This window comes from Pseudochelatococcus sp. B33, assembly GCF_053570585.1.
This window is the reverse complement of the sequence record NZ_JBSEFH010000017.1, coordinates 13,937-39,048: the sequence shown is the minus strand read 5'-3', so window position 1 is coordinate 39,048 and position 25,112 is coordinate 13,937. Positions and strand designations below refer to the sequence as shown.

Here is a 25,112-nt window from a genome sequence, read left to right as displayed (position 1 = left end):
ACAGCGTCCCAATAAAAACGAGGAGGAAAGACACGATGAATCTACGCCGTCGTTTCGTCATGCTGGCCGGTGCCGTTGCTCTCGCGGCCACGATGGTCAGCGCCCCGGTTTATGCGGCGGGCAACGAACTGCTGACCCTGTCCACTCCCGATCGCGCGGAAAAGCTCGAAGCCGCCGCAAAGGAGGAGGGGACCCTAACGCTCTACACTTCCGTCGCCCAGAGCGACGTCCAGCCGCTGATCAAGCCTTTCGAGGAAAAATACGGCATCAAGGTCGTGGTCTGGCGCGCCAGCGGCGACACGGTTCTGCAAAGGGTCATCCAGGAACAGCGCGCCGGCCGCAATACGGTTGACGTGGTCCACGTCGGCGCGCCGGAACTGGAGGCGCTGCACCGCGAGGGCATGCTCCAGCCGATCGAGTCCCCCTATTTCGGCGATCTTCTGGAGGGCTCCGTTCCCGAGCACAAGGAATGGGTGTCCACGCTGCTGTCGGTCTGGGTCCAGGCTTACAACACCAACCTGATCAGCAAGGACGAACTGCCCAAGACCTATGCCGATCTGCTCGATCCGAAATGGAAGGGCAAGCTCGGCTATGAGATGGAGAACATCGACTGGTTCACGACCGTGATCCAGACCATGGGCGAGGAGGAGGGACTCAAGTTCTTCCGCGACCTCGTCGCGACCAACGGGCTGTCGATCCGCAAGGGCCACTCGCTGCTCAACACGCTGGTGGCCGCGGGCGAGGTGCCCGTCGGGCTGACGCTCTATAACTATATGCCCTCCCAGGCCAAGAGCCAGGGAGCGCCGATCGACTGGTTCGCCATCGAACCGGCCGTCGCCCGTTCCAACGGCGTCGGCGTGATCAAGACCGCGCAGCATCCCAATGCCGCTGCCCTTTTCGCCGACTACATGCTGAGCGAGGCGCAGCCGGTCCTGACGAGCCTGAGCTACGTTCCCGCCTCGACCAAGGTGGAGTCGCCGCTCGATGACATCGAGATCGCGATCGCCGATCCGGCGAAGAAGCTCGACGGCGCCGAGAAGTGGGAGCCGCTCTATCAGGAAATCGTGGTCCGCGGCCGGGCGAACTGACCTCTGGACCGCCTGACTGTCGAACGAAAGCGCCGGCCCCCGAAATGGGGGCCGGCGCATCTCATTCTGCCGGAGCGCAGCGTCCGATGACCCTCGCCTGGGGTCCGATACGTTCGGCGAGCGTCTCGACGAGCATGTCGATGAAGCGCTTGAGCGCCGCCTCCTGCCGGATCGGCATCCGGTTCGGGGATTCGGCGAAATAGAGCGTGCGCACCAGTTCGGGCGATTCGAGCTTGTGCGCCTTGATGATCCCGTTGGCGATATCATCCGCGACGACCCCATAGGGAACGATGCTGGTGGCCACGCCCCTTGCCACGAGAGTCCGGATCGTTTCGATCGACTGGATCGTGAAGCGCACGTTGACCGGCAGCGTCAGTGTCTTCGCCGCCCTGTGCACCGCCCGCCAGACGTTGTCACGGTCGCTCGCCAGCGCGAGGTTCGACGCCACTGCGTCGCGAAACGTCACGCTGCCGTTGCCGAAAGGGCCGCCGGGCGCCGCGATGAAGAACAGCTCCTCCTGCATCAGCGGTGTGCTGATGGACGTGACGCTTTCGGTCACGTCGTAGGCGAGCGCGATGTCGATCTCGTCGCGAAGAAGAAGATCGACCAGCACGAAGCTCATCCCCTCGACGAGCTTGACGGATACGTCCGGGAGTTCGGATACCGCCTGCACGAGAAAGTCGGCGCCCACCAGCCGCATGATGCTGGCGGTGACCCCGATCACGATGTTCTCGTGGTTCGACTGCCGGAAGCCGGAGACATCCCGCTTCGCCTCCTCCACGAGACGCATGATGGTGACGCCGCGCTCGAAAAGCAGTCGCCCGGCGTCCGTCATGGTGATGCCGCGCGAGTGCCGGACCAGAAGTTCGACACCCAGCATGGTTTCGAGATTGCGAATCTGCAGACCGAGCGCGGTTTGGGAGACGTTCAGCCGCTCGGCCGCCTTCGTCATATTGCCGGCTTCTACCGCCTTTATGAAATTGTTGAGTTGTTTCAGGTTGATGGCGTCACCTCATCTATACCTGTGTCACTGATGCCGGCAGGTTCGCCGCAGCAGATACTCAAAGTTTACAGCATATCGTTCGGCATGGTCGAGATCGTCGCGCAGCCGTGCCACGTCGTCCTTCCGCAATCAGAGAGCGAGTGTCAGGCGCGGCGATTTGGAGCCGGAACAGCAGATCATCATCGTGTCGCCTTTCTCCTTCTCCTCGTCGGAAAGCACCATGTCCTGATGATCGGGCGTGCCGTCGATGACCTGCACACGGCAGGCCCCGCAGATGCCCTGCTCGCAGGAAAAGTCGACATCGAAGCCGGCGTCGCGCAGGACGTGCAGGATCGATTTTCCCTGCGGAACCGCGAATTCCTGACCGGAGTTCTGCAACGCGACGACGAAGCCGCCGTCGAGCGCCACCGCCTTTGCCGGGCCGAAGCGTTCAAGATGCACGCGCTCGGGTTCGATGCCGGCCGTTTTCGCCTCGAAGGCATCGAGCATCGGCGTCGGTCCGCAGCAATAGAAGTGAGAGCCTGCGGGCGCGCCGTCGATGATCCGCGCGATATCGAGGAAGGTGCCGGCTTCCGCGTCGATGTGGAGATGGACGTGCGGCAGCTTTTCCAGATCCTCGAGGAAGGCCGCGTCGCGGCGCTCGCGGCAGGCGTAATGAAGCTCGAAGCTGTGGCCGCACGCGGCCAGACGCTGCGCCATGCACCAGATCGGGGTGATGCCGATGCCGCCGGCGATGAGCACGCTGTAGCCGGCGGTTTCGACCAGCGGGAAATTGTTGCGGGGCAGGCCGACCTTCAACACCGAACCGACACGCACCTTCTCGTGAAGACAGGCCGATCCGCCACGGCCGGCAGCGTCGCGCTTGACGCCGATGACGTAACGCCCGCCCTCATCGACCGCGTGCACGAGAGAGTAGGGCCGGACCATGTCATTCGGCAGATGGACGTCGACGTGGGAGCCGGCGTCCGCTGCCGGCGATATCGCGCCGCCCACCGGCTCGAATTCGAAGAGATGGATCTCATGGGCCAGATAGCGAATCGCGACCAGCCGCATGTCGATGGTTTTGGCGTCCAACTTTTTCTCCTGTTCCCTCCCGGCGCCCGTTGGCGGGCTGCCGTCGGCAGGCGCACGGCCTCAGCTCTCGTGCAGCCTGCGCAGATTGATTTCCCCCAGCCGCGGCAGACGGGGCCTGAGGCCCTCGGCCGCTTCCTTGAGCAGCGCGCGGGCGGTCTGAATGCGTTCGTCGCTGAACCGGGTGATCAACCCCGATACGGACAACGATCCGATGAGTTCGCCGTGGCGGTTGACGATCGGCACGGCGACCGCGGCCAGATCCTCGTCCCGGCCGCCCTTGGAAACGATCGAGCCCGTCTCGCGCAACTCCACGGCATGTTTGTTGTCCGACGCGTCGCCGTACCACGTCAGCAGCAGCCCGGCCGCGCCGTAGGACAACGGATGCCTGGTTCCTTCCTCCAGATGATGGCGCGCGCTGCGCGGCGAATTCTCCCGATAGAGGCAGATGCGCTCCTCGCCGTCACGCACATAGAACGAGGCGGTCTCCCGCGTGACCGTCGTCAGACCGCGCAGGACCGGGCGCACGACTGCCTCAAGCGTGAATTTTGAACGGCTGAGTTCGCCGAGCCGGCGCAGCTCCGGGCCGAGCAGGTATCGCCCGTCCGGCCCCCTGTCCATGAAACCCGTATGCAGCAACGATCCGAGAAGGCGCAGGATCGTGCTCTTGTAGAATCCGGTACGCTGGGCGAGGGCGGAAAGCGTCAGACTCTCACCCGGCTCATCAAAGCACTGCAGCAGCGCAATCGCACGCTCCACGGCCTCGACGCGATCCCTTCCCCCGTCCGTTTCTTCGTTTCTTGCATCCATATTTGTCATGCTAGCACCGCCATGATGTTTCGTCTAGAAGAATATGATCTCCTTGACAGAACGATTGCAATTGTTACAAACTGCAAATCGCAGGGTTGAAGCCCAGTTGTCCGGCGACCGGATATCACGTCCGGAGGATGATTTCCCACGCTTCCGGTTCCACGCTTCTGAGACCTTGATGGTATTTGCCCGGCCGGCTGGAGCTTCGGTCGCGGCGTATAGACTTGGGAGGACCAAATGCTCAGCCAAGAACAGAATGATCGCCTGACCCGCGTCGGGCCCGGCACCCCCTGTGGCGAACTCATGCGTCGCTACTGGATTCCGATCGCTCCCTATGCGGAGTTGCTTGAGAATCCGGTGAAGAAAGTCCGTATCCTCGGCGAGGATCTGGTGCTCTACAAGGCCACGAGCGGCAAGCTCGGCCTCATCGGCGATCGCTGCCTGCACCGCAACGTCGATTTGCAGTATGGGATTCCGGATGAATGCGGATTGCGTTGTCCCTACCACGGCTGGCTCTTCAACGAGACCGGCAAATGCGTCGAGCGTCCGATGGAAGGCGCACCGCAGGCCGAGATCAAGCAGAAGCTGAAGGGTTATCCCGTGCAGGAACTCGGCGGCCTCGTCTTCGCCTATATGGGACCGCTACCCGCCCCCGACCTGCCGCGCTGGGACCTGCTCGTCTGGCCCAATGCCATCCGCCAGATCGGCATCACTATCCTCGACTGCAATTGGCTGCAATGCCAGGAAAATACCGGTGATCCGGCCCACAGCGCGTGGACGCACGGGTACCTGTTCGAATATGCGATCAGCCGGCAGAAGGACTTCGATCACCACAGCGCCGATCAGCTCCATACCCTGCACCAGCGCAAGCGGGTCGGCATCGGCATCAAGGAACTTTATGCCGAGCAGACCGAGTACGGTTTCCGCAAGGGCATCCGCTATTCCAAGGCACTCGGGGCCGCGGAGGACAAGGACCAGGAACACTCCGCGGTGATCTTCCCCTTCTATACCCAGACCGGGCGAAGCGGCGCGCCGCGCTCGGAATACCAGATCCGCGTGCCGATCGACGACACCCATACCTATCACATCTGCTATCAGTGCTATGCCGCCCCCAGGGGGGTCGAGGTGCCGCAGCAGGACGTCGTGCCCTACTACGTGCCGCCCCAGTATGACGAAAATGGCAACGCCATCCTCGATTACGTGCTGGCGCAGGACGCCATCGTCTGGGTCGCCCAGGGCCCGATCGCGGACCGGACCACCGAACTGCTGGGCCGCACCGATATCCCGATCGTGCTGTTGCGCCGCCAGCTCGGCGAGCAGATCAAGCGCGTCGAGGAAGGGCTCGCGCCGATGAACACCTTCGCCAAGAGCCCGGACATGCTGCACCCTACCGCCGGCAAGCCTGACACCTTCCACAAGCACGGCTTCCGCAAATACTACCACAAGGGCTTCGCCAACGACGACGCGGACCGCTACGGCCCCATCATCGAAGATGTCAAGGACCTTCACCGCCGGATCGAGGAATTCGAGATCAGGCGTACCGCCGAAGCCGCGCGCGACACGGCGAATGCCTGACCGCATGTCTCTTTGAATTGGAAATGTCTCTTTGAATTGGAAATGGTGTCGAAGAGACTGGAGCGGCGGCATTCAAACCGAATCGTTCCGCCGCTCTACTCATTTGTGTATGCATCAAGTTTTTCCGAAAAGTGCACGCACTTTTCGGCTTGACGCTATATGCTGCGGCAAAGGTCGGCGCTGATTACCCGCCATCGTGCATGCCGCGCAAACAATCCTGCAAGTCCGACCGGATCGGGAGCTGAAATGTCCATTACGCGTGAAGAGGTCGACGCCCTTCTCAATGAGATCTTCGACCAGGTGCCAACGATGACGGTGAAGAGCGTGACGGTGTCGCCTTCCGTCTCGGCCGGGGACAAGAACGTGATCGCGCGTATCGACGTGTCGAACAATCGGCTCGTCGTGTGCGAGATCAGCAGCGAAGGCCGCCTGCAATCGGCCCGGGTGCTCGAGACCTGATGCGATCGCGTATCGGATGACATGAGCGGATACGGGATTTCATCCCTCCGGATTCGGTCAGGATCCGGAGGGCAGGGGGTTTGCCGCCGGTACTTCCGGTTGTTTTCGGGGTTGAATGAATGATCAAGCAGCGCAGTGTCGGTTCCACCGGCCTCATGGTCTCGGAAGTCGGTTTCGGCTGCGGCGGCAATGCCGGGCTCATGGTGGGCGCCGACCCGGCCGAGCAGAGCCGCGTGATCGCCCATGCCCTTGATCTCGGCATCACGTATTTCGACAACGCGCCGGACTATGGCGCCGGCGCCGCCGAGGAAAATCTGGGCCGCGTGCTGAAGGAACTCGGCGCGCGCCCGGTCGTCAACACCAAGGTGGAGGTGCGTGCCGGGAACCTCGGCGACATCGCCGGCCATATCGTGACATCGGTGGAGGAAAGCCTGCGCCGGCTCCGGCTGGATGGGGTGGATATCGTGCAGATCCACAATGGCCCCGTAGCGGAGAGACCCGCGATGGAAGGCGCTTTCTATGCCACGCTGTGGCTTGAGGATTACCTGCGCCCCGGCGGCGTGCTAGACGGCGTGAACCGACTGCTGAAAGACGGCAAGGCCCGCTTCGCGGGCTTCATATCCCGCGGGGATGACCGCGATGAAGTCGGCGAGCTTCTCCGGACCGGCCTCTTCCACATGATCAACGTGCCCTACACCTTGCTCAATCCCACGGCCGGCCGGGCCATGCCGGAGGGGCTTGCGGCGAAACCGGACTACGGACGGGTGATCGACGCCGCCGGGGCTGCGGGCGCGGGCATCGCCGTCTTCAGCCCGCTCGCCGGGGGCCTTCTGACCGATGCGATCCTCGCGGGCACGCAGACGCACCCGCTGGCAAGGCGCAAGGATATCGAGGCGCTCGACGTCAGGGGCGCGCTGCGGCTGCCCCGCGCGTTCCAGGCGCTGGCGGCGGAACTCGGCATCGACCTCGTCGCGCTGGCCTACAGATTCGTGCTGAGCAACCCGGGCGTCAGCACATTGCTCGGCGGCATATCCTCCGCCGCACAGGTGACCGCTGCCGCCGAGGCCTCGGCGGCCGGCCCCTTGCCGGACACGGTTCTGGCAAGGATCGAGGACATCTGGCGTTCCTGACGCCTTCCCCGCGATAGTGTCGATGATTTCCCGCGTCCCACGCGCGGGACTGCCGAGCCGCGAATGGATCCATTTTTGGTTGGATGCAGTAGCAGCGGGCCGCGCCGATCCGGCCCGGGACGATCTACTGTAGAATAGTATAGAGGAGCATCGCGCCGCAGCCCGCGAGCGGAGCGAGCACCACGGACGAGCCGAGGCGCAGCGCGCTGAAGCGCCACCCCATCAGGGTCGACTCGTAGATCAGCACCCGGTGAATGGCGAGCACGGACCAGGCGGTGAGGAAGGCGATGAGCTGCGCCGGGCCGGTGCCGGCATCGCGCAGCACGACGACGATCGGAAAGGAGATGATCGGCCCGCCGGGCACGAAGCCGCCGATGAACGAGGCGATCAGCACTCCCCCCAGCCCGCTGTCCTTGCCGATCAGGTCGGCGACGGCATCCGCCGGCACCAGCTTGCTGATGAACCCCGCCGCCAGCAGCGCCAGCACGAGCCGGGGCAGAAAGCCGACGAAGGTGCGGACCGCCTGGGGAAATACGCTTGCCGCCGCGTCGCCGTGCTTGCGCCAGACGACGATGCCGCAGACCAGCGCCAGGACCCATAACAGGATGGTGATCTCATCCATGGCTCACTTGTCCTCCCCGGCGATCTCGCCCTTCCGCGCATCGGCGAAACGGATGGCGAGAAGGGCAATTCCCGCCGCGATGAGGGGGAGTTCGAATGACACGAGCACGCGGACGATCACGAATTCGGAGCCCATGAGCGGCAGTTCCCACACCAGGATGCGCTGGATGCCGAGCACGGACCAGGCGGTGAGGAAGGCGATCAGCGTCTGCCGCCCGGTGCCCGCCGCCTGCAGGGCGGCAACCAGCGGAAACGAGGTGATCGGCCCGCCGGGCATGACCGAGCCCGCCGCCGAGGCGATCACCACGCCCCGAACCCCGGAGCTTTCTCCCAGCCAGCGCGCGACGACCTCGCGCGGCAGCAGGATCGGGACCATGGCGGAGACGGCGGCAGCGGCGGCGAGTTTGGGCAACAGGAAGCTCAGCATGTCGGCGTCTTCCACCAGGCTCTGCCACATCGTCTCCGGCCCGCGCAGGAGCCAGCACGCAAGCCCGCTGCCGACGGCGAGCACCAGAAAGAATACGAAAGAACTGTCGAAGCCACGCCTGAGCGCCTTTGCGACGGCGCGCGTTGCCGAGAGATTGTCCATGGGTAAAGATCTCCGATCAGGCCGATCCCTCAATATCGCGTTCCTGCAAATGCCGCTTCTCACCCCTCCGTTAGCGCTGCCGTCAGGCGCGGCCGATGCCGCGAATGCCGTCGATCAGCCCCGCCGCATGACGCAGTGCCGCGCCTGTCGCCAGGATGATCTGCGGCAGGACGAGCCATTCCAGCGTCCACGCCGCGCCGGAACGCTCCTGCTCGTGCACCATCGCATGGTGCAGCCCCGATATCTGCACGGCGTTGAAGCGCGCCAGCGTCACCAGCACCTCGGCCGGCACCGGATTCTGCTTGTGCGGCATGGCGGAGGAACCGCCCCCGCCGGTGAGCGACAGCTCGCCGCCGGCCTGCGCCAGCAGCGCGATGTCCTGGCCGAACTTGCCGAGACTGCCGCTGACGAGCGACAGGTCGTTCGCCAGCTCCACGAGGCGGTCGCGCTGGCTGTGCCACTGCGCCGCATCGGCGAGACCGAGCGCGTCCGCCAGCGCGGCGCGAACGCCGGGGCCTTTGTCTCCGAGCTTCTCCAGCGTGCCCGCCGCCCCCCCGAACTGGACCGCGAGCGCCGTCGCGGCAGCGTCCTGCAGGCGGGAGCGGTGACGCTGCAGCGGCGCGCGCCACGTGGCGATGCGGTCACCGGCGGTGATCGGGATCGCCGCCTGCATCCGGGTGTGACCCGTCAATATCCGCGCGCCGTAGCGTTCGTCGAGCGCCGCGAGGCCGTCGTCGATGCGCCGCAGCCGATCCTCGAACAGCGCGAGAATGGCCTTGAGGCGCAGCATCAGGCTGGTGTCGATGGCATCCTGACTCGTGGCGCCGAGATGCACGTATTGGCCGTCGTCTCCCGCTGCCTGCCGCAGCTGGCGCACGAGCTCCGGGATGGGGACGCCGTCCCGGCGGGTGGCCTCACGGAGCATCGGAAGATCGGGCCGGAAGGCGGCGCAAACCGCATCGATGCGGGCGGCGGCGTCCTGCGGCACAAAGCCGAACGACGCTTCCGCCCGCGCCAGCGCTGCCTCGAAGGCCAGCATGGCGCGGATATCCGCTTCGGCGCCGAGATGCGCCGCAACCTGCGCGTCGCCGACGAGCCCGGCGAGGAATGGGTGGTCGAAAGCCACGACCGCAATGGCGTCATCGGTCATCGGTGATCATCAAATGTCGAAAAAGACGGTTTCGCGCTCGCCTTGCAGGTGGATGTCGAACGTGTAGGTATTGCCGTCGCGCGGCGCGATCAGCGTCGGAATCCGCGCCTTGTGCTCGATGCGCGCCAGCACCGGATCCTCGGCGTTGGCTGCTTCTTCATCGCCGAAATAGAGCCGTGTCTGCAAGCCGATATTGATGCCGCGCGCGACGACCCAGAACGTGATGTGCGGCGCCATCAGCCGCCCGTCCCGGAACGGCACGCGACCGGGCTTGATGGTCTCGAAGACGTATTCGCCCGTGTTCATGTCCGCCGGGCACCGTCCCCAGCCGAGAAAGGCGGGGTCTGCCTTGCCGCGCGTCTCCGAGGGGCTGTTGTAGAGGCCATCGGCGTCCGCCTGCCAGATTTCGACGAGCGCGTCCCTCAGCGGCGCGCCGGCACCGTCGAAGATGCGCCCGCGCACAGTGATGCGCTCGCCGCGCGTCTTCTCGCTGACGAGCGGACCCGAGCCGAGGTCCTGCTCGAAAACGCCGTGAATGCCGGTGAAGTTGGGCGTGCAGCCGATGTGCACATAGGGGCCGGCCGTCTGCGACGGGCTTTCCTTGAGATAGCCGAGTGGCTGAGCCATGTCAGTTGCCCTCCTTGCGATTCTCGAACAGGGTCGAGCGCCGACCGCGCAGGACGATATCGAACTTGTAGGCGCGCATGTCCATCGGAATGGTCGCGTTCATGTCGAGCGGTGCGATCAGTTGCCGGATAGCCTCCTCATCCGGGATCGTCTTGACGATGGGGCAGATCCAGATCAGCGGGTCGCCCTCGAAATACATCTGCGTGATCAGCCGCTGGGAAAATCCATGGCCGAAGACCGAAAAGTGGATATGCGCCGGCCGCCAGTCGTTGACGCCGTTGGGCCAGGGGTAGGGGCCGGGCTTGATGGTCTTGAGCCAGTAATGGCCGTCCTCGTCGGTGATCGTGCGCCCGACCCCGCCGAAATTGGGATCGAGGGGGGCGAGGTAGGTCTCCTTCTTGTGGCGGTAGCGTCCGCCCGCATTGGCCTGCCAGAACTCGACCAGCGCCCCGTCCACGCCGCGCCCCCGTTCGTCGAGCACGCGGCCGTGGACGAGGATGCGCTCGCCGATCGGCATTTCGCCCGGCTGCGCGTAGTTCAGGATGAGGTCGTTGTCGAGCTCGTTCAGTATGCCGTGCCCGAACACGGGGCCGGTGATCTCGCTCTGCGTACCTTCGAGCGAGATGAGGGCGCGCTGGGGAGAGCGCAGCACGGTGGTCTTGTAGCCCGGCGAGAACGCCGGGGGATGCCACGAGCGGTCGCGCGGAAAAAACACCCCTGTTTCGGGGAGTGCATTTCTCATTGTGTTTCCTCCTCACTGGCGCAGCGTGCAGAAAAGTGGATACCACTTTTCGTCGGCAAAGCCGCGCAAAATCACAAATCTTAAAAACTAGCGCGCACGTTCCGATTCCGCCGCAACGTCCGGCGCGCTCGTCTCATTTTGTTCGGCGTCGATGCGGGCGAAGGCCTCCTTCACGAGCTTGAAGGCGTGGTTCGCGGCCGGCACGCCGGCATAGACCGCGACGTGCATCAGCGCCTCGCGAATGTCCTCGCGCGTCGCGCCGGTGTTGACCGTGGCGCGCGCGTGCATGACGACCTCGTCCCAGTGGCCGAGCGCCGCGAGCAGGGCGATCGTCACCATCGAGCGCTCGCGTTTCGTCCAGTGCCCGCCCTGCCAGACGGTGCCCCAGGCGGTTTCCGTGATCAGGCGCTGGAAGGGGAGATCGAAATCCGTCGTCGCCTGCTGCGCCCGCTCGACATGGGCATCGCCGAGCACGGATCGGCGGGTGGCGAGGCCCTGGCTATATCTGTCGGGCGTGGTGTAATCGTCCGTCATGGTGTGTGCTGTCCTGAGGGCAGTTGGGCGATGAAGCCGCCGAGCGCCGCCGCATACGCCGCCGGCTGTTCGATACCCGGCAGATGGCCTGCGTCCGGGATGAGCGCGAAACGCGCGCCGGGGATGAGGTCGGCCAGCGACCGTACGAGTTCCGGCGGCGTCGCGCCGTCCTGATCGCCGGCGATGGTCAGCGTCGGCACGGCGATGCGCCGCGCGGTTTCGGTGAAATCGGCGTCGCGGATCGCGGCGCAGGTTGCCGTGTAGCCCGCGGCCGGCTGGCGCAGGAACATGTTGCGGTAAACCCCGTAGGCGGGGTTGTCGGGCCGGCGGAAGGCGGGTGTGAACCAGCGTTCCATGACCGGCTCCAGAATGCTGTCCAGCCCCCCGGCCTCGATGGCGCCGATGCGGGCGTTCCACATCTCCGGCGAGCCGATCTTGTGGGCCGTGTTGGACAGCACCAGCGCCTCGACCAGATCCGGGCGCGCGGCGTAGAGCCCAAGCGCGATCTGCCCGCCGACCGACAGGCCGCAGACGACCGCCTTCCGGCCAGCCAGATCACCCGTCTGCCCGAGGTGATCGAGCAGCGCTGCGAGGTCGCCCGCATGGTCGGCGATCGTATAGGGCGTGGCCCCGATGTCGGACAGGCCATGGCCGCGCTTGTCGTAGACGATCACGGCACAATCGCCGGCGAGCCGATGGCGCACATCGGTCCAGCTTCGCAGATCGGTGCCCAGAGAATTGATGAACACCACAACCAGCTTGCCGTCCCGTCCGGTATCCGGGCGGTCGATATCGTAATGGATGGTGACGCCGCCGCTGCGGAAATAGGGCATGCTCCGCTCCTCCCGCTGCTCAGATTGCATACGGCGGAAGCTGGCGTAAAATGATATTTTCCAAATAAATAATAACTTGACGGTTATACTGGAAGAAATAGCACTTCTCGGCCCGGAACCTGCTTACCATCGGGTGGCGACGGGAATGCCCGTCGCCGGACCGTTCATGGCGACAACTTCCGGCTTATGATTCGCGGCCGCGCATCGGCGATCACGCGGCGCGCTTCAGTGCATCGCCGAGGACGGCGACGATCTCGCCGATCTGCTCGCGCTCGATGATCAGCGGCGGCGACAGCGCGATGATGTCGCCGGTGACACGGATCAGCAGCCCCTTCTGGAAGGCATCCACGAAGACGTCATAGGCGCGCGCGCCCACGGCACCCGGGCGGGAGGCGAGCTCGATGCCGGCCACGAGGCCGATGGTGCGGATGTCGATGACGTTGGGCGCGTCCTTCAGACTGAAGATCGCCTCCTGCCACGCCTCGGCGAGTTCCGCCCCGCGCGTCAGCAGGCCCTCGCTTTCGTAGATGTCGAGCGTGGCGATCCCCGCGGCGGCTGCGGCCGGATGGCCGGAATAGGTATAGCCGTGGAAAAGCTCGATGGCGGATTCGGGGCCGATCATCAGCGCATCGTGCACGGCGCGCTTCACGAAGACGGCGCCCATTGGGATGGCGCCGTTGGTCAGCCCCTTGGCGGTCGTCACGATATCCGGCGTCACGCCGAAATAATCCGCGGCGAAGGGCGCGCCGAGCCGGCCGAAGCCGGTGATCACCTCATCGAAGATCAGCAGGATGCCGTGGCGCGTCGCGATCTCGCGCAGGCGCTCCAGATAGCCCTTCGGCGGCAGCAGCACGCCGGTGGACCCGGCGACCGGCTCCACGATGACCGCGGCGATGGTTTCCGCCCCGTGCAGCGCCACGAGCCGTTCGAGGTCGTCGGCGAGTTCCGCGCCGTGCTCGGGCAGGCCGCGGGTGAAGGCGTTGCGTGCCGCATCGTGCGTGTGGCGCAGATGGCCGGTGCCGGGAAGCTGCGGGAACACCCGCCGGTTGTTGACGAGCCCGCCGACCGAGATGCCGCCGAAGCCGACACCGTGATAGCCGCGCTCGCGGCCGATGACGCGCGTGCGCGTGCCCTGTCCGATGGCGCGCTGGTAGGCGAAGGCGATCTTCAGCGCCGTATCGACCGATTCCGACCCCGAGCCGGTATAGAAGATGCGGTCGAGCTTCGCATCCGGCCCGCCGGGCGCCACGGCCGCAAGGCGCTCGGCGAATTCGAACGCGATCGGATGGCCCATCTGGAACGAGGGCGCGTAATCGAGCGTCGCGAGCTGGCGCTCGACGGCGGCGGTGATCTGCCGGCGGCCGTGGCCGGCGTTGACGCACCACAGGCCGGCAGTGCCGTCCAGAACCCGCCTGCCGTCGTCGGCGGTGTAGTGCATGCCTTCGGCCGAGACAAGCAGGCGCGGCGCCTTCTTGAACTGCCGGTTGGCGGTGAAGGGCATCCAGTAGCTGTCGAGCGACGGTGTGTTGGCTCCCGCTGGGCCTGTCATGACGAACTCCTCCTCGGTGTGTCCCCGCTGGTCGATCATAGGAGCCTAATCACGGCCGGAAATGCCGAACAAGTCCTTTTCTGTTGATTGCCAATTGGCTGGAATATATGACAAACGGAATCAGTGTGTTTCGGTTTTTGCAACGGCAGCAACACCGCTCGGGGATTGGCGGGGGATTTGAGCATGATCGACGATCTCGGCGGCCGGTTGCGTTACGTGCGCCAGCTTCACAACCTGTCGCAGCGGGAGCTCGCGCGGCGGGTAGGGGTGACCAATTCGACGATCTCGCTGATTGAGTCGAACACCAGCAATCCGTCGGTCGGGGCGCTGAAGCGCATCCTCGACGGCATACCGATCAGTCTTGCCGAGTTCTTCGCCCTTCAGCCTTCCGCGCCGAAGAAGGCGTTTTACCGCGAGGACGAGATGGTCGAGATCGGCAAGGGGCGGATCTCGTATCGTCAGGTCGGTGATAATCTCTTCGGCCGCGCCCTGCAGATCCTCAAGGAACGCTACCAGCCCGGCGCGGACACCGGCGTCATCCCGCTGGTCCATGACGGGGAGGAGGGGGGCGTGGTGCTCAGCGGACGGCTCGAGGTGACGGTGGACGGGGAGCGCAAGGTGCTGGGGCCGGGGGATGCCTATTACTTCGAAAGCCGCCGTCCGCACCGTTTCCGCTGCGTCGGCCCCGTCCCCTGCGAGGTGGTGAGCGCCTGCACGCCACCGACATTCTAGTCTAGCTCAGATAGCGCTTGAACCACTCGATTGTGCGGTCCCAGGCGAGCTTGGCCGCCGCCTCGTCGTAGCGCGGCGTCGAATCGTTGTGGAAGCCGTGGTTGGTGCCGGGATAGATATACGCCTCGTAGGTCTTGCCCTGCTCCTTCAGCGCGGCCTCGTAGGCGGGCCAGCCGGCATTGATGCTGTCGTCGTGTTCCGCGTAATGAAGCAGAAGCGGGGCCTGAATGCGCGCCACCTCCGCCGCGGGAACCTGCCGTCCGTAGAAGGGCACGGCCGCGCCTAGCTCCGGATAGGCGGCGGCCGCCGCGTTCGCAACGCCGCCGCCATAGCAGAAGCCGGTGATGCCGGCCTTGTCGGTCGTCGCCTCGTGGGCGATGAGAAACTCGACCGCGGCGAAGAAGTCGTTCAGGAGCTTCTGCGGATCGACCTGCCGTTGAAGCTCGCGCCCCTTGTCGTCGTTGCCCGGATAGCCGCCGGCCGAACTGAGCCCGTCGGGCGCCAGCGCGATGAAGCCGGCCTTGGCGATGCGGCGCGCCACATCCTCGATATAGGGATTGAGGCCCCGGTTCTCGTGGACCACGACCACGCCCGGCACCGGCCCCTGCGCGCCGGCGGGACGGACCAGATAGCCGCGCACGTCGCCATGGCCGTTCGGTGAGGGATAGGTGACGTATTCGGCCGTGATGTCGGGATCGGTGAACTGCACCTGCTGCGCGCGTGCGTAGTCGGGGCTGAGGGTGGCGAGCAGCGCGGCGGCCGTTACGCCGCCGACCGAGAACCTGGCGGCCTGGTCGAGGAAGTCACGCTTGGTGATCTTGCCGTGCGCGTAGAAATCGTAGAGCTCCAGAAGCTCCTGCGGAAAATCCTTGGCCGTCAGACGGGTCATGCTGCGTCCCCCCAAATTGTCACGCCGATGCGGCTCCATTATAAGCCGGGACGGGCCGTCCCGATGATCACAATCGTGAAGACGCCATTCAGGCGCTGGTTCGTCCCCGGTCCTGTTCCAGCCGGAGCGTCCAGTTTCCGAGGTCATGCCCGAAGGGCGGCGGCAGGGCATCGCGGCCTTGCGCTTCCTGCAGAAAGGCCTTGATCAATGGCAGGTGAAGGCGTTCGGTCAGGCAGATGGCGTATTCGTCGATCATCGCGCGCGCGTCCTTGATCGGCACGAAAACGAGGCGCGGATCGGCGCCGAACTCGCGGTCGGCGACGACACCGCAGCCGAGGCCGTTGGCGACCGCCTCCCGGACGCCCTCCCGGCTCGATATCTCGATGACGGTCCCGATCTTCACATCGGCCGCGGCGAGGTTTTCCTCGAAGGCCGCGCGCGTGCGCGAGCCCCGCTCGCGCAGGACGAAGGAATGCCCGGCGAGATCCTTCAGCATCACGAACGGCCGGCCCGCCAGGCCATGGTCGCGCGACACGCACAGGCCCACCGGCATCGACAGCAGATAGACGCCGTGAAGCCGGCTGTCGCGGGGCGGAAGGGCGGTGATGCCGACATCGGCATGGTAGCCCAGGATCTGGTCCGTCACCCTGTCGGAATTGTCGATGCTCAGCGAGAACGTCAGCTTCGGGCGCTCCCGGCGCATGCCGACCAGAATCGGCAGCGCCAGCACCGGCCCGTCGGCGGCGACGCGCAGATATCCCGCATGGTCCGTCTCCGGCCGTCGGCGCAGGAAGGTCTTGGCCTCGGCTTCCGCCTGAAACAGTCGCGACGTGATCTCGAAGAGAACCTCGCCCTGCTCGCTGAGCTTCACCCCCCGCGTATGCCGCTCGAAAAGGCTGATCCCGCACGTCGCCTCAAGGGTCTTGACCTGCCCCGAGAGCGTCGACTGGCTGACCGCCATCTCGCGGGCGGCATGGGAGAAACCGCCGTAACGCGCGACGAAGTGAAACGCGCGCAGCTGGGCTATGGACATGATTCGCCCTTCCGCAATCCCGAAGACCGCTCGCGAGGCGGCGGCCTCACACCCGAGCGACCGCGCCGGCGCGGAAGACGGCAGCGGGGCCCCGGTTCGTTCGGAACTGTCATATAATTGTAAGAAATCGTCTCTTCTGTGCTGTCTGTCATCAACATAGTGTATTCTCTCAATGTGTATCCGATATGTATTCAATACAAAGTATTGAAAGAATCGATGGGTCGAGCGCCGTTTTATGAATCGGTTGTCATAGCCGCGCAGACGCTCACTCCTACAACGGTGGCATCCTTGGGTCATACCGACTTCGCCTTGCGTGCCGAAAGGAGTGAAAGATGACGTCCTCAACCTTCGCCACCCTGCTTGACGCCAGCGAGGACTGGCTGCTCGGCATCCCGGCCACCGCTCCGGACCAGAGCCTGTTCGTCGTTCCCGGTGGCACCGGCAACCCGGCCGCCTACACGCTGATCTACGACCTCTACGTTCCGAGCCCGGCCCCGAGCGGCTGGATCGCGTTCTTTCAGTCGAACACCGGCAATTCCGACGATGGCGACCTCTTCGGGCGGATCGAGGGCAGCGGTTTCGGCATCGGCATCGGTGGCAACTACCAGGGCACCGCCCGCCTCGACGCCTGGAACCGCATCGCCTTCACGATCGAGGAGGCCGACGGCCAGGTCACGATCGCCAAGTACATCAACGGCGAGAAGGTCGGCTCGCAGGTATCGACGGATGCGGGACGCTACGTGATCGACCGCGAGACGGGCTTCCTGATCTTCAGCGACAACGACGGCGAGACCGCGCAGCTCTACCTCTCCAGCTTCGCCTATGCCGAGACGGCCCTGACCGAGGGCGAGATCGCCGCTCTCGGCGGCGTCAACCGCGAGGGCATCTTCACCGGCCTTTTCGCGGACGGCCTGCTCGCGGCGGGCGGCAGCGAATTCCGCTTCGGCGACGGATCCCTGGCGGCGGCCGTCGGCGGCGCCACGCTCACGCCGAACAATGTCGAAACGCCGACGCTCATCGCCGCTGATGCCGGCATTCCCCCCGCGTCGGCGGCCGACCTGATCCTCAGCCTGCCCGCGACCGACGCCGGGGAGACGATCCTCGTGACGCCCGGCGGCACCGGCACCGCGACCGCCTACAGCATCGCGTTCGACGTGTACGTGCCCTCCGGCGAGGGGACGGAGTGGATCGCCTTCTTCCAGACCGACCCCGAGAACGGCGACGACGCCGATCTCTTCGGCAGGGTTTCGGGAGACGCCTTCGGCATCGGCATCGGCGGCAACTACCAGGGCGAGGCGCGGCTCGACGCCTGGAACCGCATCGCCTTCACCGTCGAGGAGGCGAACGGCCAGGTCACGATCGCCAAATACATCAACGGAGCGCAGGTCGGCACGCAGGTGACGGACGATGTCGCCCGCTACACGATCGACAAGGAAAAGGGCTTCCTGATCTTCAGCGACAACGACGGCGAGACCTCGCCCGTCCACGTCAGCAACTTCGCCTACATCGAGTTCGCGCTCAACGAGGCCCAGTTGCAGACGTTCGGCGCGCCGAGCGCCGAGGGCATCGTGCCGGCGGGCCTCGAAGAGCTCTTCCTCGCCTTCAACGGCAGCGAATTCCGCTTCAACGACGGCACGCTGAACCCCGCGGTGGGCGGCGCCACGCTGACCCCGCTCAACGTCGATCCGGTCATCCAGACGCCGGCCGATGCCGGCATCTCCGTCGTCACCGCGCCGGCGACGGACGGGGACGCGCCGACGCAGCTTCGCTCGATCGACGATCTGCGGCTCACGCCCGAGGCCGAGACCTTCATCATCGACCTTTCCGAGCACTTCACCGCCGAGGGTCTGACCTACACCCTGACCAATTCCAACGACGAGGTGGTCAACGCGCGCCTCGTCGACGGCGACAAGCTCGAAATCGACACCGCCGCGCTCGGCTATTCCGACATCAAGATGCTGGCGGTCGACGCCGAGGGCAAGGCGTACAGCGACGATTTCCGCGTGCGCGTCGCGGGGCCCAACGCCTACACCATCGCCGTGCTGCCCGACACGCAGGACTACACCTACGTCGGCGCCGGCCAGGAGACGTTCAACCGCATGACGCAGTGGCTGGCCGACAACGCCGGCACGCTGAACCTGCGCTTCGTGACGAGCGTCGGCGACGTCACCGGCAGCAACACCGCGGCCCAGTGGGCCATCGCCCAGGAAGCCTTCAGCAAGCTGAACGGCATCGTTCCCTATGCCCTGCTGCCCGGCAACCACGACCAGAGCGAGGGCGGCAGCGCCAACGACTACACCTCGCGTCAGACGGACTACTTCTCCATCGACTACCTGCAGGAGCACTCGACGCTCGGCGGCGTCTACGATCAGGAACCGGGCGAGACCAAGAACGCCTGGTACACGTTCGAGGGCACCGACGGCACCAAATGGATCGCCGTCTCGCTCGAATTCGGCGCGCGCGACGACGTGCTGCGCTGGGCCAGCGAGGTGCTCGACGCCCATGCCGATCACCGCGCCATCCTGACGACGCACCATTACACCAACATGGGCACGCGCGCCGACAACTACTCCGGCCCGCTGTTCGCGGAGGGCACCGGCAAGGACTACGGCATCGGCGGCAGCGCCGAGAACGCCAACGACGGCGAGGACATGTGGCAGGGCCTCGTGTCCAAGCACAGCAACATCTCGTTCGTCTTCTCCGGCCACGTCTTCGGCGACGGCGCGGAGACGATCGTCGGCTACAACGAAGCCGGCCAGCCCGTCTACCAGATGTTCGTCAACTACCAGAACGGCGTCTCGCTGGAGGCGACGGGCAACGGCGATCCCTCGCGGGGCGGCAACGGCGGCAACGGCGCGATCCGCCTCGTCACCATCGATCCCGACAACGGCAGCTTCTTCACCGAGACCTATCTCGCCGATTTCGACGAGTACATCACCGGCTCGCGCGGCGATCCCGAACCCTCCCGCGACGGCAAGGGCGGCGGCACCGGCGGCACCGGGAACACCCCCATCCAGCCGGTGGCCTTCGGCACGGAAGCGCTGCCGGACGGCGACAGCGCCATCCTGACCGCGCCGCGCTTCAACCCCCAGAACGGTCTCAAGATCGTGCCCGGCTTCGAGCCGGCGAACGGCGAGAGCACCTTCAGCGCCTATACCCTCGTCTATGACGTCAAGTTCCCCACCCAGTCGAGCCTGTCCTCGATCTTCCAGAGCGACCTCAACAACGTCACCGACGGCGACCTCTGGCTGAATTTCCACGATGGCTACGCCGTGATCGGCACCAACGGCCAGGACGAGGGCTTCCTGCCGCTCAACGAGTGGCTGCGCGTGGTCGTCACTCTGGAGCGGGTCGGCGAGGGCGGATCGACCTTCGTCATGAACAAGTATGTCGACGGCGTCCTGCAGGGCACCCAGACGGTCGGCTCCGCCTTCGAGATCGGCGCCGGCGGCTTCCTGATCTTCGCCGACGACAGCTTCGAGACGCCGCTGTTCTCGCTCTCCTCGTTCGCCTTCGTGGAGAAGGCGCTGAGCGCGGAGGAGGTCACCCTCCTCGGCGGCGCCACCGCCAGCGGTCCCTTCGCGGGGCCCATCGACGGCGTCAACCTCGTGCAGTTCGACTTCACCAACGGCGACTTCGCGCCCGGCATCGGCAACGGCACCCTGTCGCAGGAGATCGGCAACGGGGCGGCCCAGCAGCTCACCGGCGCGCTGCGCGAGCACGAGGAGACGTACAACGGCGTCGATCTCGGCACGCCGACCGTGCAGTTCCGCGCCAACGCGGGCGACGACCAGACCGTCTCGGCCGGCGCGGAAGCCGCTGCCACGGTGAGGCTCGACGGCAGCAGCTCCGTCGACAAGCTCGGCCAGATCGTCCGCTACGAATGGCTGAACGCGGGTGGCGAGATCGTCGCCGACACGGCGGCGGCCGACGTCGCGCTCGGCGCCGGCGTCCATCGCCTGACGCTGCGCGCCATCGCGACCGACGGCACGGCGAGCACCGATCATGTGACGGTCGCCGTCACCGACGACAAGACCCTGCTGCACGAGACCTTCGACGACGGCGACGCCGAGGGCTGGACCCTGCCCGGCGGCAACTGGCAGGTCGCCGGCTCCGTCGCGTCGCGCAAGGTGGCGGTCGACGGCATCGCCGCGCCCGAGGGTCTGCTGCGGGCCTTCGACGGCGCTTCCGGCGTGGTGACCTGGAACGGCGAGGGCAGTTCGGCGTGGGCGGGTTACACCGTCTCGGCGACGCTGCTCGCGGAGGACCAGCAGGGCCTCGGCATCGTCGCCTACTATCAGGATGCCGACAACCATTACCGCCTGAGCTTCGACATCGCCAGCAACGAACGCCTGCTCGTCAAGGTGCGGGGCGGCGTCGAGACCGTGCTGGCGCGCGAGGTCGCCACCAGCCCGTTCGATCGCGCCTTCGCGGTCGAGCTCGCGGTCGGGAACGGCAAGCTCGCCGCCACCCTCGACGGCGAGGCGCTGTTCGGCGGTGCCGTCACCGACGACGAGCCGCTCGCCGGGGGCACGGTCGGTGTCTACTCCGAGGGCCAGCGGCAGGTATTCTTCGACGACATCTACGTCCGTCAGGACACACTGATCGCCGATGCCGGCAAGGCGCTGCGGGTGGTCGCCGCCGTCGAGAACGGCCAGGCCACGGTCTCGCTCTCGGCGCTCGCGAGCTTCGGCCTCGACGGCGTCGAGGACATCGCCTGGAGCGAGAACGGCGTCGTTCTGGCGAAAGGTGCAGAGGTGGATGTCGGGTTCGGCGTCGGCACCCATGTGCTGCGCGTCGACCTCAACGGTGCTGACGGCCGCGCCAGCGACACCGTCACCGTGGAGGTGGTCGCGGCCCAACGCGTGCTGCTGCTCGAGGACTTCTCGGACGGGCTGGCGCAGAACTTCCGCTTCGTCGACGAGGGCGAACTGGGCGTTGCCGCGGCCTGGTCGGTCGAGGACGGCGCGCTGCAGCAGACGGCCAACCGCTACAGCCGCGAGCTCGGCGGCACCGGGGACACGGCGCCGACCTCCGAGTGGAGCCTCAACTGGAGCCCGCTCGGCGACGGCATCCATGCGCTGCGCAAGGGCACCTACGCGCTCTACGAGGCCGAAGGCGCCTCGGAATGGCGCAACTACAGCGTGGAAACCACGTTCACCTCCACTTCGGGGGGCGGCGTCGGCCTGCTGCTGCACTATCAGGACGAGAACAACTACTACAAGTTCGAGCTCGACAATCGGACGGGGCTGCCCCAGCTCTTCAGCCTGAAGGACGGCATCGAGCAGACGTACTGGCAGGGTCCGTACCGCTACGACACGCAGGGCACGAACCACCTGCGGGCCGACATCGTCGACGGCAAGGTGCAGGTCTGGCTGAACGGCGTCGCGCTGTTCACGGCACCGATCGAGCTGCATGACGTCGAGCAGGGCACGTTCGGCCTCTACAACTGGCGCGCCGGCAACGGCGTCACCTACGACGACATCCGGGTCGTGAGCCTGGAAGGCGCGGGCGATCCGGATGCGGACTACGAGATCGTGAACAACGCGTTCGGCGGCCGCGACATTTTCCTGCACGATGCCGACGCCCTGGTGCCGGATCTCGGCACCGGCGCCCGCGACCGGGTGTACTACGACGGCATGACGGCCGCCGTCGCCCTGCCCGGAACGGTCGAGTTCGGCGCGCTGCTCGATGCGAGCGGCGACAGCGTCCTCGTCGGCAATGCGTTCGACAACGTGCTGCTCGGCAACGCCGGCGACAATCGCTTTATCGAAAGCGCAGGCAACGACCGCATCGACGGCGGCGGGGGCCACGATACGCTCGTCCTGCTCGGCGCGCGCGCCGACTACACCGTCGAGATCAGGGACGGGCTCGTTCATGTCACCAACCACGAGACCGGTTCCGTCCATCGCGTGAGCGACGTGGAAGCGCTGTCCTATACCGATGGGGACGCGCCGCTGCTCGCGGCGGGGCAAAGCGATATTCGCGGCCTCTACCACGCGTTCTTCGGTCGTGAGCCCGACGAGGCCGGCTTCGATTTCTGGCTCGGGAAGGGGCTTGCCGGCGAGGACGTCTGGTCGATAGCCCGCCATCTCGTCGCTACGGAAGAGTTCGCCCAGCGCAGTCAGGGCCTCGATACCGTGACGTTCGTCGACACGCTTTACAGGGATGTGCTGGCGCGGACGGGCGAAGAGGGCGGCCGGCAATACTGGATCGCCCAGCTCGACGAGGCCGGCGCTTCGCGCGCCAACGTGGCTCTTGCCTTCGCGCAGAGCGTCGAGGCGCAGGACAGGGTCTCCGTGCTGGTGCCGCCCGCGGACCTGTGGCCGGATCTGGTGGCCTGATCGGCAAGCATGCAGGGGGCTCCCTGCCGGGGCCCCCTGCGTGCACTGATGGGCGTTTCCTGCAATTTCGCGTGAACCCCGAACAGAGCTGCGTCTGAATCGCGTTCATCGTCAGATAGTTGGAGCGGCATGCTGGAGCATTTATTCGGCATGCCGCTTTATCTGCTTGTTATTGAATTCTTTCGGAAAAACTTGATGCGTGAACAAATGGATAGAGCGGCGGAACGATTCCGTTCGAATGCCCGCTGCTCTATTTCCCCGAACTATACCCGTTCCGGGTTGACGCCTCAGCCGACGCGGCCGAGCCGGTGATACAGATTGGAATATTTAGACGATTCCGGCTTGTCCGCGATCTCCTTCAGGTAATGCGCGATCGCGGTACGGATCAGGTCGAAGTCTTCCTGCGAGAAGACGGCGCGCGAGCGCTGCGGTTCCTGGATCGGGTTCAGCTTGTCTTCTTCCTGCTGATGGTCATGCTGATGTTCGGACATCTCTTCATCTCCCTGCGGTTTCGAAACGGGTGGGCGCGGTGTCGCCCCCACCCTCGGGACCTTGTGGAATGCGCTGCGGGTCAGGCAGCGAACTGGTTCATGGTGTTGTGCTTGCCGCCCGCCTTCAGCGCCGCTTCACCGGAGAAGTACTCCTTGTGATCGTCGCCGATGTCGGAGCCGGCCATGTTCTGGTGCTTGACGGCGGCAATCCCCTCGCGGATCTCCTTGCGCTGGACATTCGCGACATAGCCGAGCATGCCCTGTTCGCCGAAGTATTCCCTGGCGAGATTGTCGGTCGACAGCGCCGCCGTGTGGTAGGTCGGCAGCGTGATGAGGTGGTGGAAGATACCGGCGCGCAGCGACGCGTCGCGCTGGAACGTCCGGATCTTCTCGTCCGCCTCGGCAGCGAGTTCGGTGCTGTCGTAGTCGGCGCTCATCAGCCTGGCGCGGTCGTAGGCAGAGACATCCTTGCCCGCTTCCTTCCAGGTATCAAAGACTTGCTGACGGAAGCTCAGCGTCCAGTTGAACGACGGCGAGTTGTTGTACACGAGCTTGGCGTTCGGGACGGCCTCGCGGATGCGGTCGACCATGCCCGCGATCTGCTCGACATGCGGCTTCTCGGTCTCGATCCACAGCAGGTCGGCGCCGTTCTGCAGCGCGTTGACGCAGTCGAGCACGACGCGGTCCACGCCGGTTCCTTCGCGGAACTGGAAGAGGTTGGAGCGCAGGCGCTTCGGCCGGTAGACCTTGTTGCCGCGGGTGATCAGCACTTCGCCGTTGATGTGCTGGCCCTCCGGCACCTCTTCCACATCGAGGAACGAATTGTACTGGTCGCCGATGTCGCCCTCGCGTGCGCTGAAGGCGATCTGCTTGGTGAGGCCGGCGCCGAGCGAGTCCGTGCGCGCGACGATGATGCCGTCGTCGACGCCCAGTTCCAGGAACGCGTAGCGCAGGGCGCGGATCTTCGCCACGAAGTCCTCGTGCGGAACCGTGACCTTGCCGTCCTGGTGGCCGCACTGCTTCTCGTCGGAGACCTGATTCTCGATCTGCAGGGCGCAGGCGCCCGCCTCGATCATCTTCTTCGCCAGCAGATAGGTCGCCTCGGCGTTGCCGAAACCGGCGTCGATGTCGGCGATGATCGGCACCACGTGGGTCTGATAGGTATCGACCTGATGGGTCAGCTCACGCTCGCGCGCGGTGTCGCCGGCCTCGCGCGCCTTGTCGATCTCGCGGAAGATCAGCCCGAGCTCGCGCGCATCCGCCTGGCGCAGGAAGGTGTAGAGTTCTTCGATCAGCGCCGGCACGCTGGTCTTCTCGTGCATCGACTGATCCGGCAGCGGCCCGAATTCGGAGCGCAGCGCCGCGATCATCCAGCCCGACAGATAGAGGTAGCGGCGTTCGGTCGTGCCGAAATGCTTCTTGATCGCGATGAGCTTCTGCTGGCCGATGAAGCCGTGCCAGCAGCCGAGCGACTGCGTGTACTGGGACGGGTCCCGGTCGTAAGCGGCGATGTCCTTGCGCATGATCGCCGCGGTGTAGCGCGCGATATCGAGACCGGTGCGGAAGCGGTTTTGCAGGCGCGTCCGCGCGACGGCCTCGGGCGTCACGCCCGACCAGCTCGGGTTGGTTTCGATGAGCTTTGCAGCTTCCTGGATAGCGCTTTGGTATGACATCTGTCCCTCGATTGTTGCGTTGCAGCTTTTGCGTTGCGGTATGGACAGAGAAATACAGCGATACTGCCGCCCTGCCGAGAGGGGATCGTGTCACGTTGTCAAACTTTACAAAATTAGCATGTAATGTTGTAATGCCTGCATGGAACGCGGGCAGGTCATCATGCTGGAG

Annotated in this window: 21 protein-coding genes; 6 read left to right on the top strand and 15 right to left on the bottom strand. The window is 65.5% G+C overall.

Annotated elements, in window-relative coordinates:
- The first annotated feature begins 35 nt into the window (after nucleotides 1-35).
- The gene (locus ACUSIJ_RS18760) at nucleotides 36-1,088 is read left to right on the top strand and encodes an ABC transporter substrate-binding protein (protein WP_449309932.1); all 1,053 of its coding nucleotides are present in this window, start codon (nucleotides 36-38) and stop codon (nucleotides 1,086-1,088) included.
- A gap of 61 nt (nucleotides 1,089-1,149) precedes the next feature.
- On the opposite strand, the gene ACUSIJ_RS18755 is transcribed toward ACUSIJ_RS18760, so the two are convergent.
- The 3 genes from ACUSIJ_RS18755 to ACUSIJ_RS18745 all read right to left on the bottom strand — a co-directional run bounded on the left by ACUSIJ_RS18755 (nucleotide 1,150) and on the right by ACUSIJ_RS18745 (nucleotide 3,981).
- Entirely contained in the window at nucleotides 1,150-2,085 is a 936-nt protein-coding gene (locus tag ACUSIJ_RS18755; protein WP_449310028.1) for a LysR family transcriptional regulator, read from the bottom strand.
- 135 nt (nucleotides 2,086-2,220) lie between these two features.
- On the bottom strand, nucleotides 2,221-3,165 hold the full coding sequence (locus ACUSIJ_RS18750; protein ID WP_449309931.1) for a PDR/VanB family oxidoreductase: 945 nt from the start codon (nucleotides 3,163-3,165) through the stop codon (nucleotides 2,221-2,223).
- Nucleotides 3,166-3,225: 60 nt separating this feature from the next.
- Nucleotides 3,226-3,981, bottom strand: coding sequence for an IclR family transcriptional regulator (locus ACUSIJ_RS18745; protein ID WP_449309930.1), 756 nt, complete (start codon nucleotides 3,979-3,981; stop codon nucleotides 3,226-3,228).
- Between the two features lie 228 nt (nucleotides 3,982-4,209).
- On the opposite strand from ACUSIJ_RS18745, the gene ACUSIJ_RS18740 reads away from it, so the two are divergent.
- From ACUSIJ_RS18740 to ACUSIJ_RS18730, 3 genes are all read left to right on the top strand, one after another.
- A complete protein-coding gene (locus ACUSIJ_RS18740; protein ID WP_449309929.1) occupies nucleotides 4,210-5,547 on the top strand; it encodes a Rieske 2Fe-2S domain-containing protein in 1,338 nt (445 codons plus the stop codon).
- Nucleotides 5,548-5,793: 246 nt separating this feature from the next.
- Nucleotides 5,794-6,006, top strand: a complete 213-nt coding sequence (locus tag ACUSIJ_RS18735; protein ID WP_449309928.1) for a hypothetical protein — start codon at nucleotides 5,794-5,796, stop codon at nucleotides 6,004-6,006.
- A 119-nt stretch (nucleotides 6,007-6,125) separates the two neighbouring features.
- The gene (locus tag ACUSIJ_RS18730; protein ID WP_449309927.1) at nucleotides 6,126-7,136 is read left to right on the top strand and encodes an aldo/keto reductase; all 1,011 of its coding nucleotides are present in this window, start codon (nucleotides 6,126-6,128) and stop codon (nucleotides 7,134-7,136) included.
- A gap of 124 nt (nucleotides 7,137-7,260) precedes the next feature.
- Here the strand turns inward: ACUSIJ_RS18730 and ACUSIJ_RS18725 are convergent, their stop codons facing one another.
- The 8 genes from ACUSIJ_RS18725 to ACUSIJ_RS18690 all read right to left on the bottom strand — a co-directional run bounded on the left by ACUSIJ_RS18725 (nucleotide 7,261) and on the right by ACUSIJ_RS18690 (nucleotide 13,781).
- Nucleotides 7,261-7,758 carry a hypothetical protein gene (locus ACUSIJ_RS18725; RefSeq protein WP_449309926.1) on the bottom strand — a complete coding sequence of 166 codons (498 nt, stop codon included), beginning with the start codon at nucleotides 7,756-7,758 and terminating at the stop codon, nucleotides 7,261-7,263.
- A gap of 3 nt (nucleotides 7,759-7,761) precedes the next feature.
- Nucleotides 7,762-8,346, bottom strand: coding sequence for a permease (locus ACUSIJ_RS18720; protein WP_449309925.1), 585 nt, complete (start codon nucleotides 8,344-8,346; stop codon nucleotides 7,762-7,764).
- Nucleotides 8,347-8,428: 82 nt separating this feature from the next.
- Nucleotides 8,429-9,481, bottom strand: coding sequence for a 3-carboxy-cis,cis-muconate cycloisomerase (locus ACUSIJ_RS18715; protein WP_449310027.1), 1,053 nt, complete (start codon nucleotides 9,479-9,481; stop codon nucleotides 8,429-8,431).
- A gap of 24 nt (nucleotides 9,482-9,505) precedes the next feature.
- On the bottom strand, nucleotides 9,506-10,123 hold the full coding sequence (gene pcaG, locus ACUSIJ_RS18710; protein WP_449309924.1) for a protocatechuate 3,4-dioxygenase subunit alpha: 618 nt from the start codon (nucleotides 10,121-10,123) through the stop codon (nucleotides 9,506-9,508).
- Between the two features lies 1 nt (nucleotide 10,124).
- Complete coding sequence (gene pcaH / locus ACUSIJ_RS18705; protein WP_449309923.1) at nucleotides 10,125-10,865, bottom strand: protocatechuate 3,4-dioxygenase subunit beta; 741 nt, start codon at nucleotides 10,863-10,865, stop codon at nucleotides 10,125-10,127.
- 87 nt (nucleotides 10,866-10,952) lie between these two features.
- A complete protein-coding gene (pcaC, locus tag ACUSIJ_RS18700) occupies nucleotides 10,953-11,399 on the bottom strand; it encodes a 4-carboxymuconolactone decarboxylase (protein ID WP_449309922.1) in 447 nt (148 codons plus the stop codon).
- A complete protein-coding gene (pcaD, locus tag ACUSIJ_RS18695; RefSeq protein ID WP_449309921.1) occupies nucleotides 11,396-12,232 on the bottom strand; it encodes a 3-oxoadipate enol-lactonase in 837 nt (278 codons plus the stop codon). The genes pcaC and pcaD overlap by 4 nt, the downstream gene beginning before the upstream one ends.
- 211 nt (nucleotides 12,233-12,443) lie before the next feature.
- Nucleotides 12,444-13,781, bottom strand: a complete 1,338-nt coding sequence (locus ACUSIJ_RS18690; RefSeq protein ID WP_449309920.1) for an aminotransferase class III-fold pyridoxal phosphate-dependent enzyme — start codon at nucleotides 13,779-13,781, stop codon at nucleotides 12,444-12,446.
- Nucleotides 13,782-13,964: 183 nt separating this feature from the next.
- Between ACUSIJ_RS18690 and ACUSIJ_RS18685 the strand changes: the two genes are divergently transcribed.
- On the top strand, nucleotides 13,965-14,513 hold the full coding sequence (locus tag ACUSIJ_RS18685) for a cupin domain-containing protein (protein WP_449309919.1): 549 nt from the start codon (nucleotides 13,965-13,967) through the stop codon (nucleotides 14,511-14,513).
- Nucleotide 14,514: 1 nt separating this feature from the next.
- Here the strand turns inward: ACUSIJ_RS18685 and yghX are convergent, their stop codons facing one another.
- Complete coding sequence (yghX, locus tag ACUSIJ_RS18680) at nucleotides 14,515-15,402, bottom strand: YghX family hydrolase (protein ID WP_449309918.1); 888 nt, start codon at nucleotides 15,400-15,402, stop codon at nucleotides 14,515-14,517.
- Between the two features lie 88 nt (nucleotides 15,403-15,490).
- Nucleotides 15,491-16,435: a LysR family transcriptional regulator gene (locus tag ACUSIJ_RS18675; RefSeq protein ID WP_449309917.1), complete on the bottom strand. Its 945-nt coding sequence runs from the start codon at nucleotides 16,433-16,435 to the stop codon at nucleotides 15,491-15,493.
- A gap of 332 nt (nucleotides 16,436-16,767) precedes the next feature.
- On the opposite strand from ACUSIJ_RS18675, the gene ACUSIJ_RS18670 reads away from it, so the two are divergent.
- On the top strand, nucleotides 16,768-22,779 hold the full coding sequence (locus tag ACUSIJ_RS18670) for a DUF4214 domain-containing protein (protein WP_449309916.1): 6,012 nt from the start codon (nucleotides 16,768-16,770) through the stop codon (nucleotides 22,777-22,779).
- A gap of 287 nt (nucleotides 22,780-23,066) precedes the next feature.
- On the opposite strand, the gene ACUSIJ_RS18665 is transcribed toward ACUSIJ_RS18670, so the two are convergent.
- Together ACUSIJ_RS18665 and ACUSIJ_RS18660 are read right to left on the bottom strand one after the other, a co-directional pair.
- Nucleotides 23,067-23,270, bottom strand: a complete 204-nt coding sequence (locus ACUSIJ_RS18665) for a hypothetical protein (protein ID WP_449309915.1) — start codon at nucleotides 23,268-23,270, stop codon at nucleotides 23,067-23,069.
- An 80-nt stretch (nucleotides 23,271-23,350) separates the two neighbouring features.
- Complete coding sequence (locus ACUSIJ_RS18660) at nucleotides 23,351-24,943, bottom strand: isocitrate lyase (protein ID WP_449309914.1); 1,593 nt, start codon at nucleotides 24,941-24,943, stop codon at nucleotides 23,351-23,353.
- Between the last annotated feature and the right edge of the window lie 169 nt (nucleotides 24,944-25,112).

What these genes read in the sequence shown, in the direction of transcription:
- ACUSIJ_RS18675 (WP_449309917.1), bottom strand. Translation starts at nt 16,435, where the DNA reads ATGTCCATAGCCCAGCTGCGCGCGTTTCACTTCGTCGCGCGTTACGGC.
- yghX (WP_449309918.1), bottom strand. Translation starts at nt 15,402, where the DNA reads ATGACCCGTCTGACGGCCAAGGATTTTCCGCAGGAGCTTCTGGAGCTC.
- pcaG (WP_449309924.1), bottom strand. Translation starts at nt 10,123, where the DNA reads ATGGCTCAGCCACTCGGCTATCTCAAGGAAAGCCCGTCGCAGACGGCC.
- ACUSIJ_RS18745 (WP_449309930.1), bottom strand. Translation starts at nt 3,981, where the DNA reads ATGACAAATATGGATGCAAGAAACGAAGAAACGGACGGGGGAAGGGAT.
- pcaD (WP_449309921.1), bottom strand. Translation starts at nt 12,232, where the DNA reads ATGCCCTATTTCCGCAGCGGCGGCGTCACCATCCATTACGATATCGAC.
- ACUSIJ_RS18730 (WP_449309927.1), top strand. Translation starts at nt 6,126, where the DNA reads ATGATCAAGCAGCGCAGTGTCGGTTCCACCGGCCTCATGGTCTCGGAA.
- ACUSIJ_RS18665 (WP_449309915.1), bottom strand. Translation starts at nt 23,270, where the DNA reads ATGTCCGAACATCAGCATGACCATCAGCAGGAAGAAGACAAGCTGAAC.
- ACUSIJ_RS18735 (WP_449309928.1), top strand. Translation starts at nt 5,794, where the DNA reads ATGTCCATTACGCGTGAAGAGGTCGACGCCCTTCTCAATGAGATCTTC.
- ACUSIJ_RS18685 (WP_449309919.1), top strand. Translation starts at nt 13,965, where the DNA reads ATGATCGACGATCTCGGCGGCCGGTTGCGTTACGTGCGCCAGCTTCAC.
- pcaC (WP_449309922.1), bottom strand. Translation starts at nt 11,399, where the DNA reads ATGACGGACGATTACACCACGCCCGACAGATATAGCCAGGGCCTCGCC.
- ACUSIJ_RS18725 (WP_449309926.1), bottom strand. Translation starts at nt 7,758, where the DNA reads ATGGATGAGATCACCATCCTGTTATGGGTCCTGGCGCTGGTCTGCGGC.
- ACUSIJ_RS18670 (WP_449309916.1), top strand. Translation starts at nt 16,768, where the DNA reads ATGACGTCCTCAACCTTCGCCACCCTGCTTGACGCCAGCGAGGACTGG.
- ACUSIJ_RS18660 (WP_449309914.1), bottom strand. Translation starts at nt 24,943, where the DNA reads ATGTCATACCAAAGCGCTATCCAGGAAGCTGCAAAGCTCATCGAAACC.
- ACUSIJ_RS18740 (WP_449309929.1), top strand. Translation starts at nt 4,210, where the DNA reads ATGCTCAGCCAAGAACAGAATGATCGCCTGACCCGCGTCGGGCCCGGC.
- ACUSIJ_RS18690 (WP_449309920.1), bottom strand. Translation starts at nt 13,781, where the DNA reads ATGACAGGCCCAGCGGGAGCCAACACACCGTCGCTCGACAGCTACTGG.
- ACUSIJ_RS18720 (WP_449309925.1), bottom strand. Translation starts at nt 8,346, where the DNA reads ATGGACAATCTCTCGGCAACGCGCGCCGTCGCAAAGGCGCTCAGGCGT.
- pcaH (WP_449309923.1), bottom strand. Translation starts at nt 10,865, where the DNA reads ATGAGAAATGCACTCCCCGAAACAGGGGTGTTTTTTCCGCGCGACCGC.
- ACUSIJ_RS18760 (WP_449309932.1), top strand. Translation starts at nt 36, where the DNA reads ATGAATCTACGCCGTCGTTTCGTCATGCTGGCCGGTGCCGTTGCTCTC.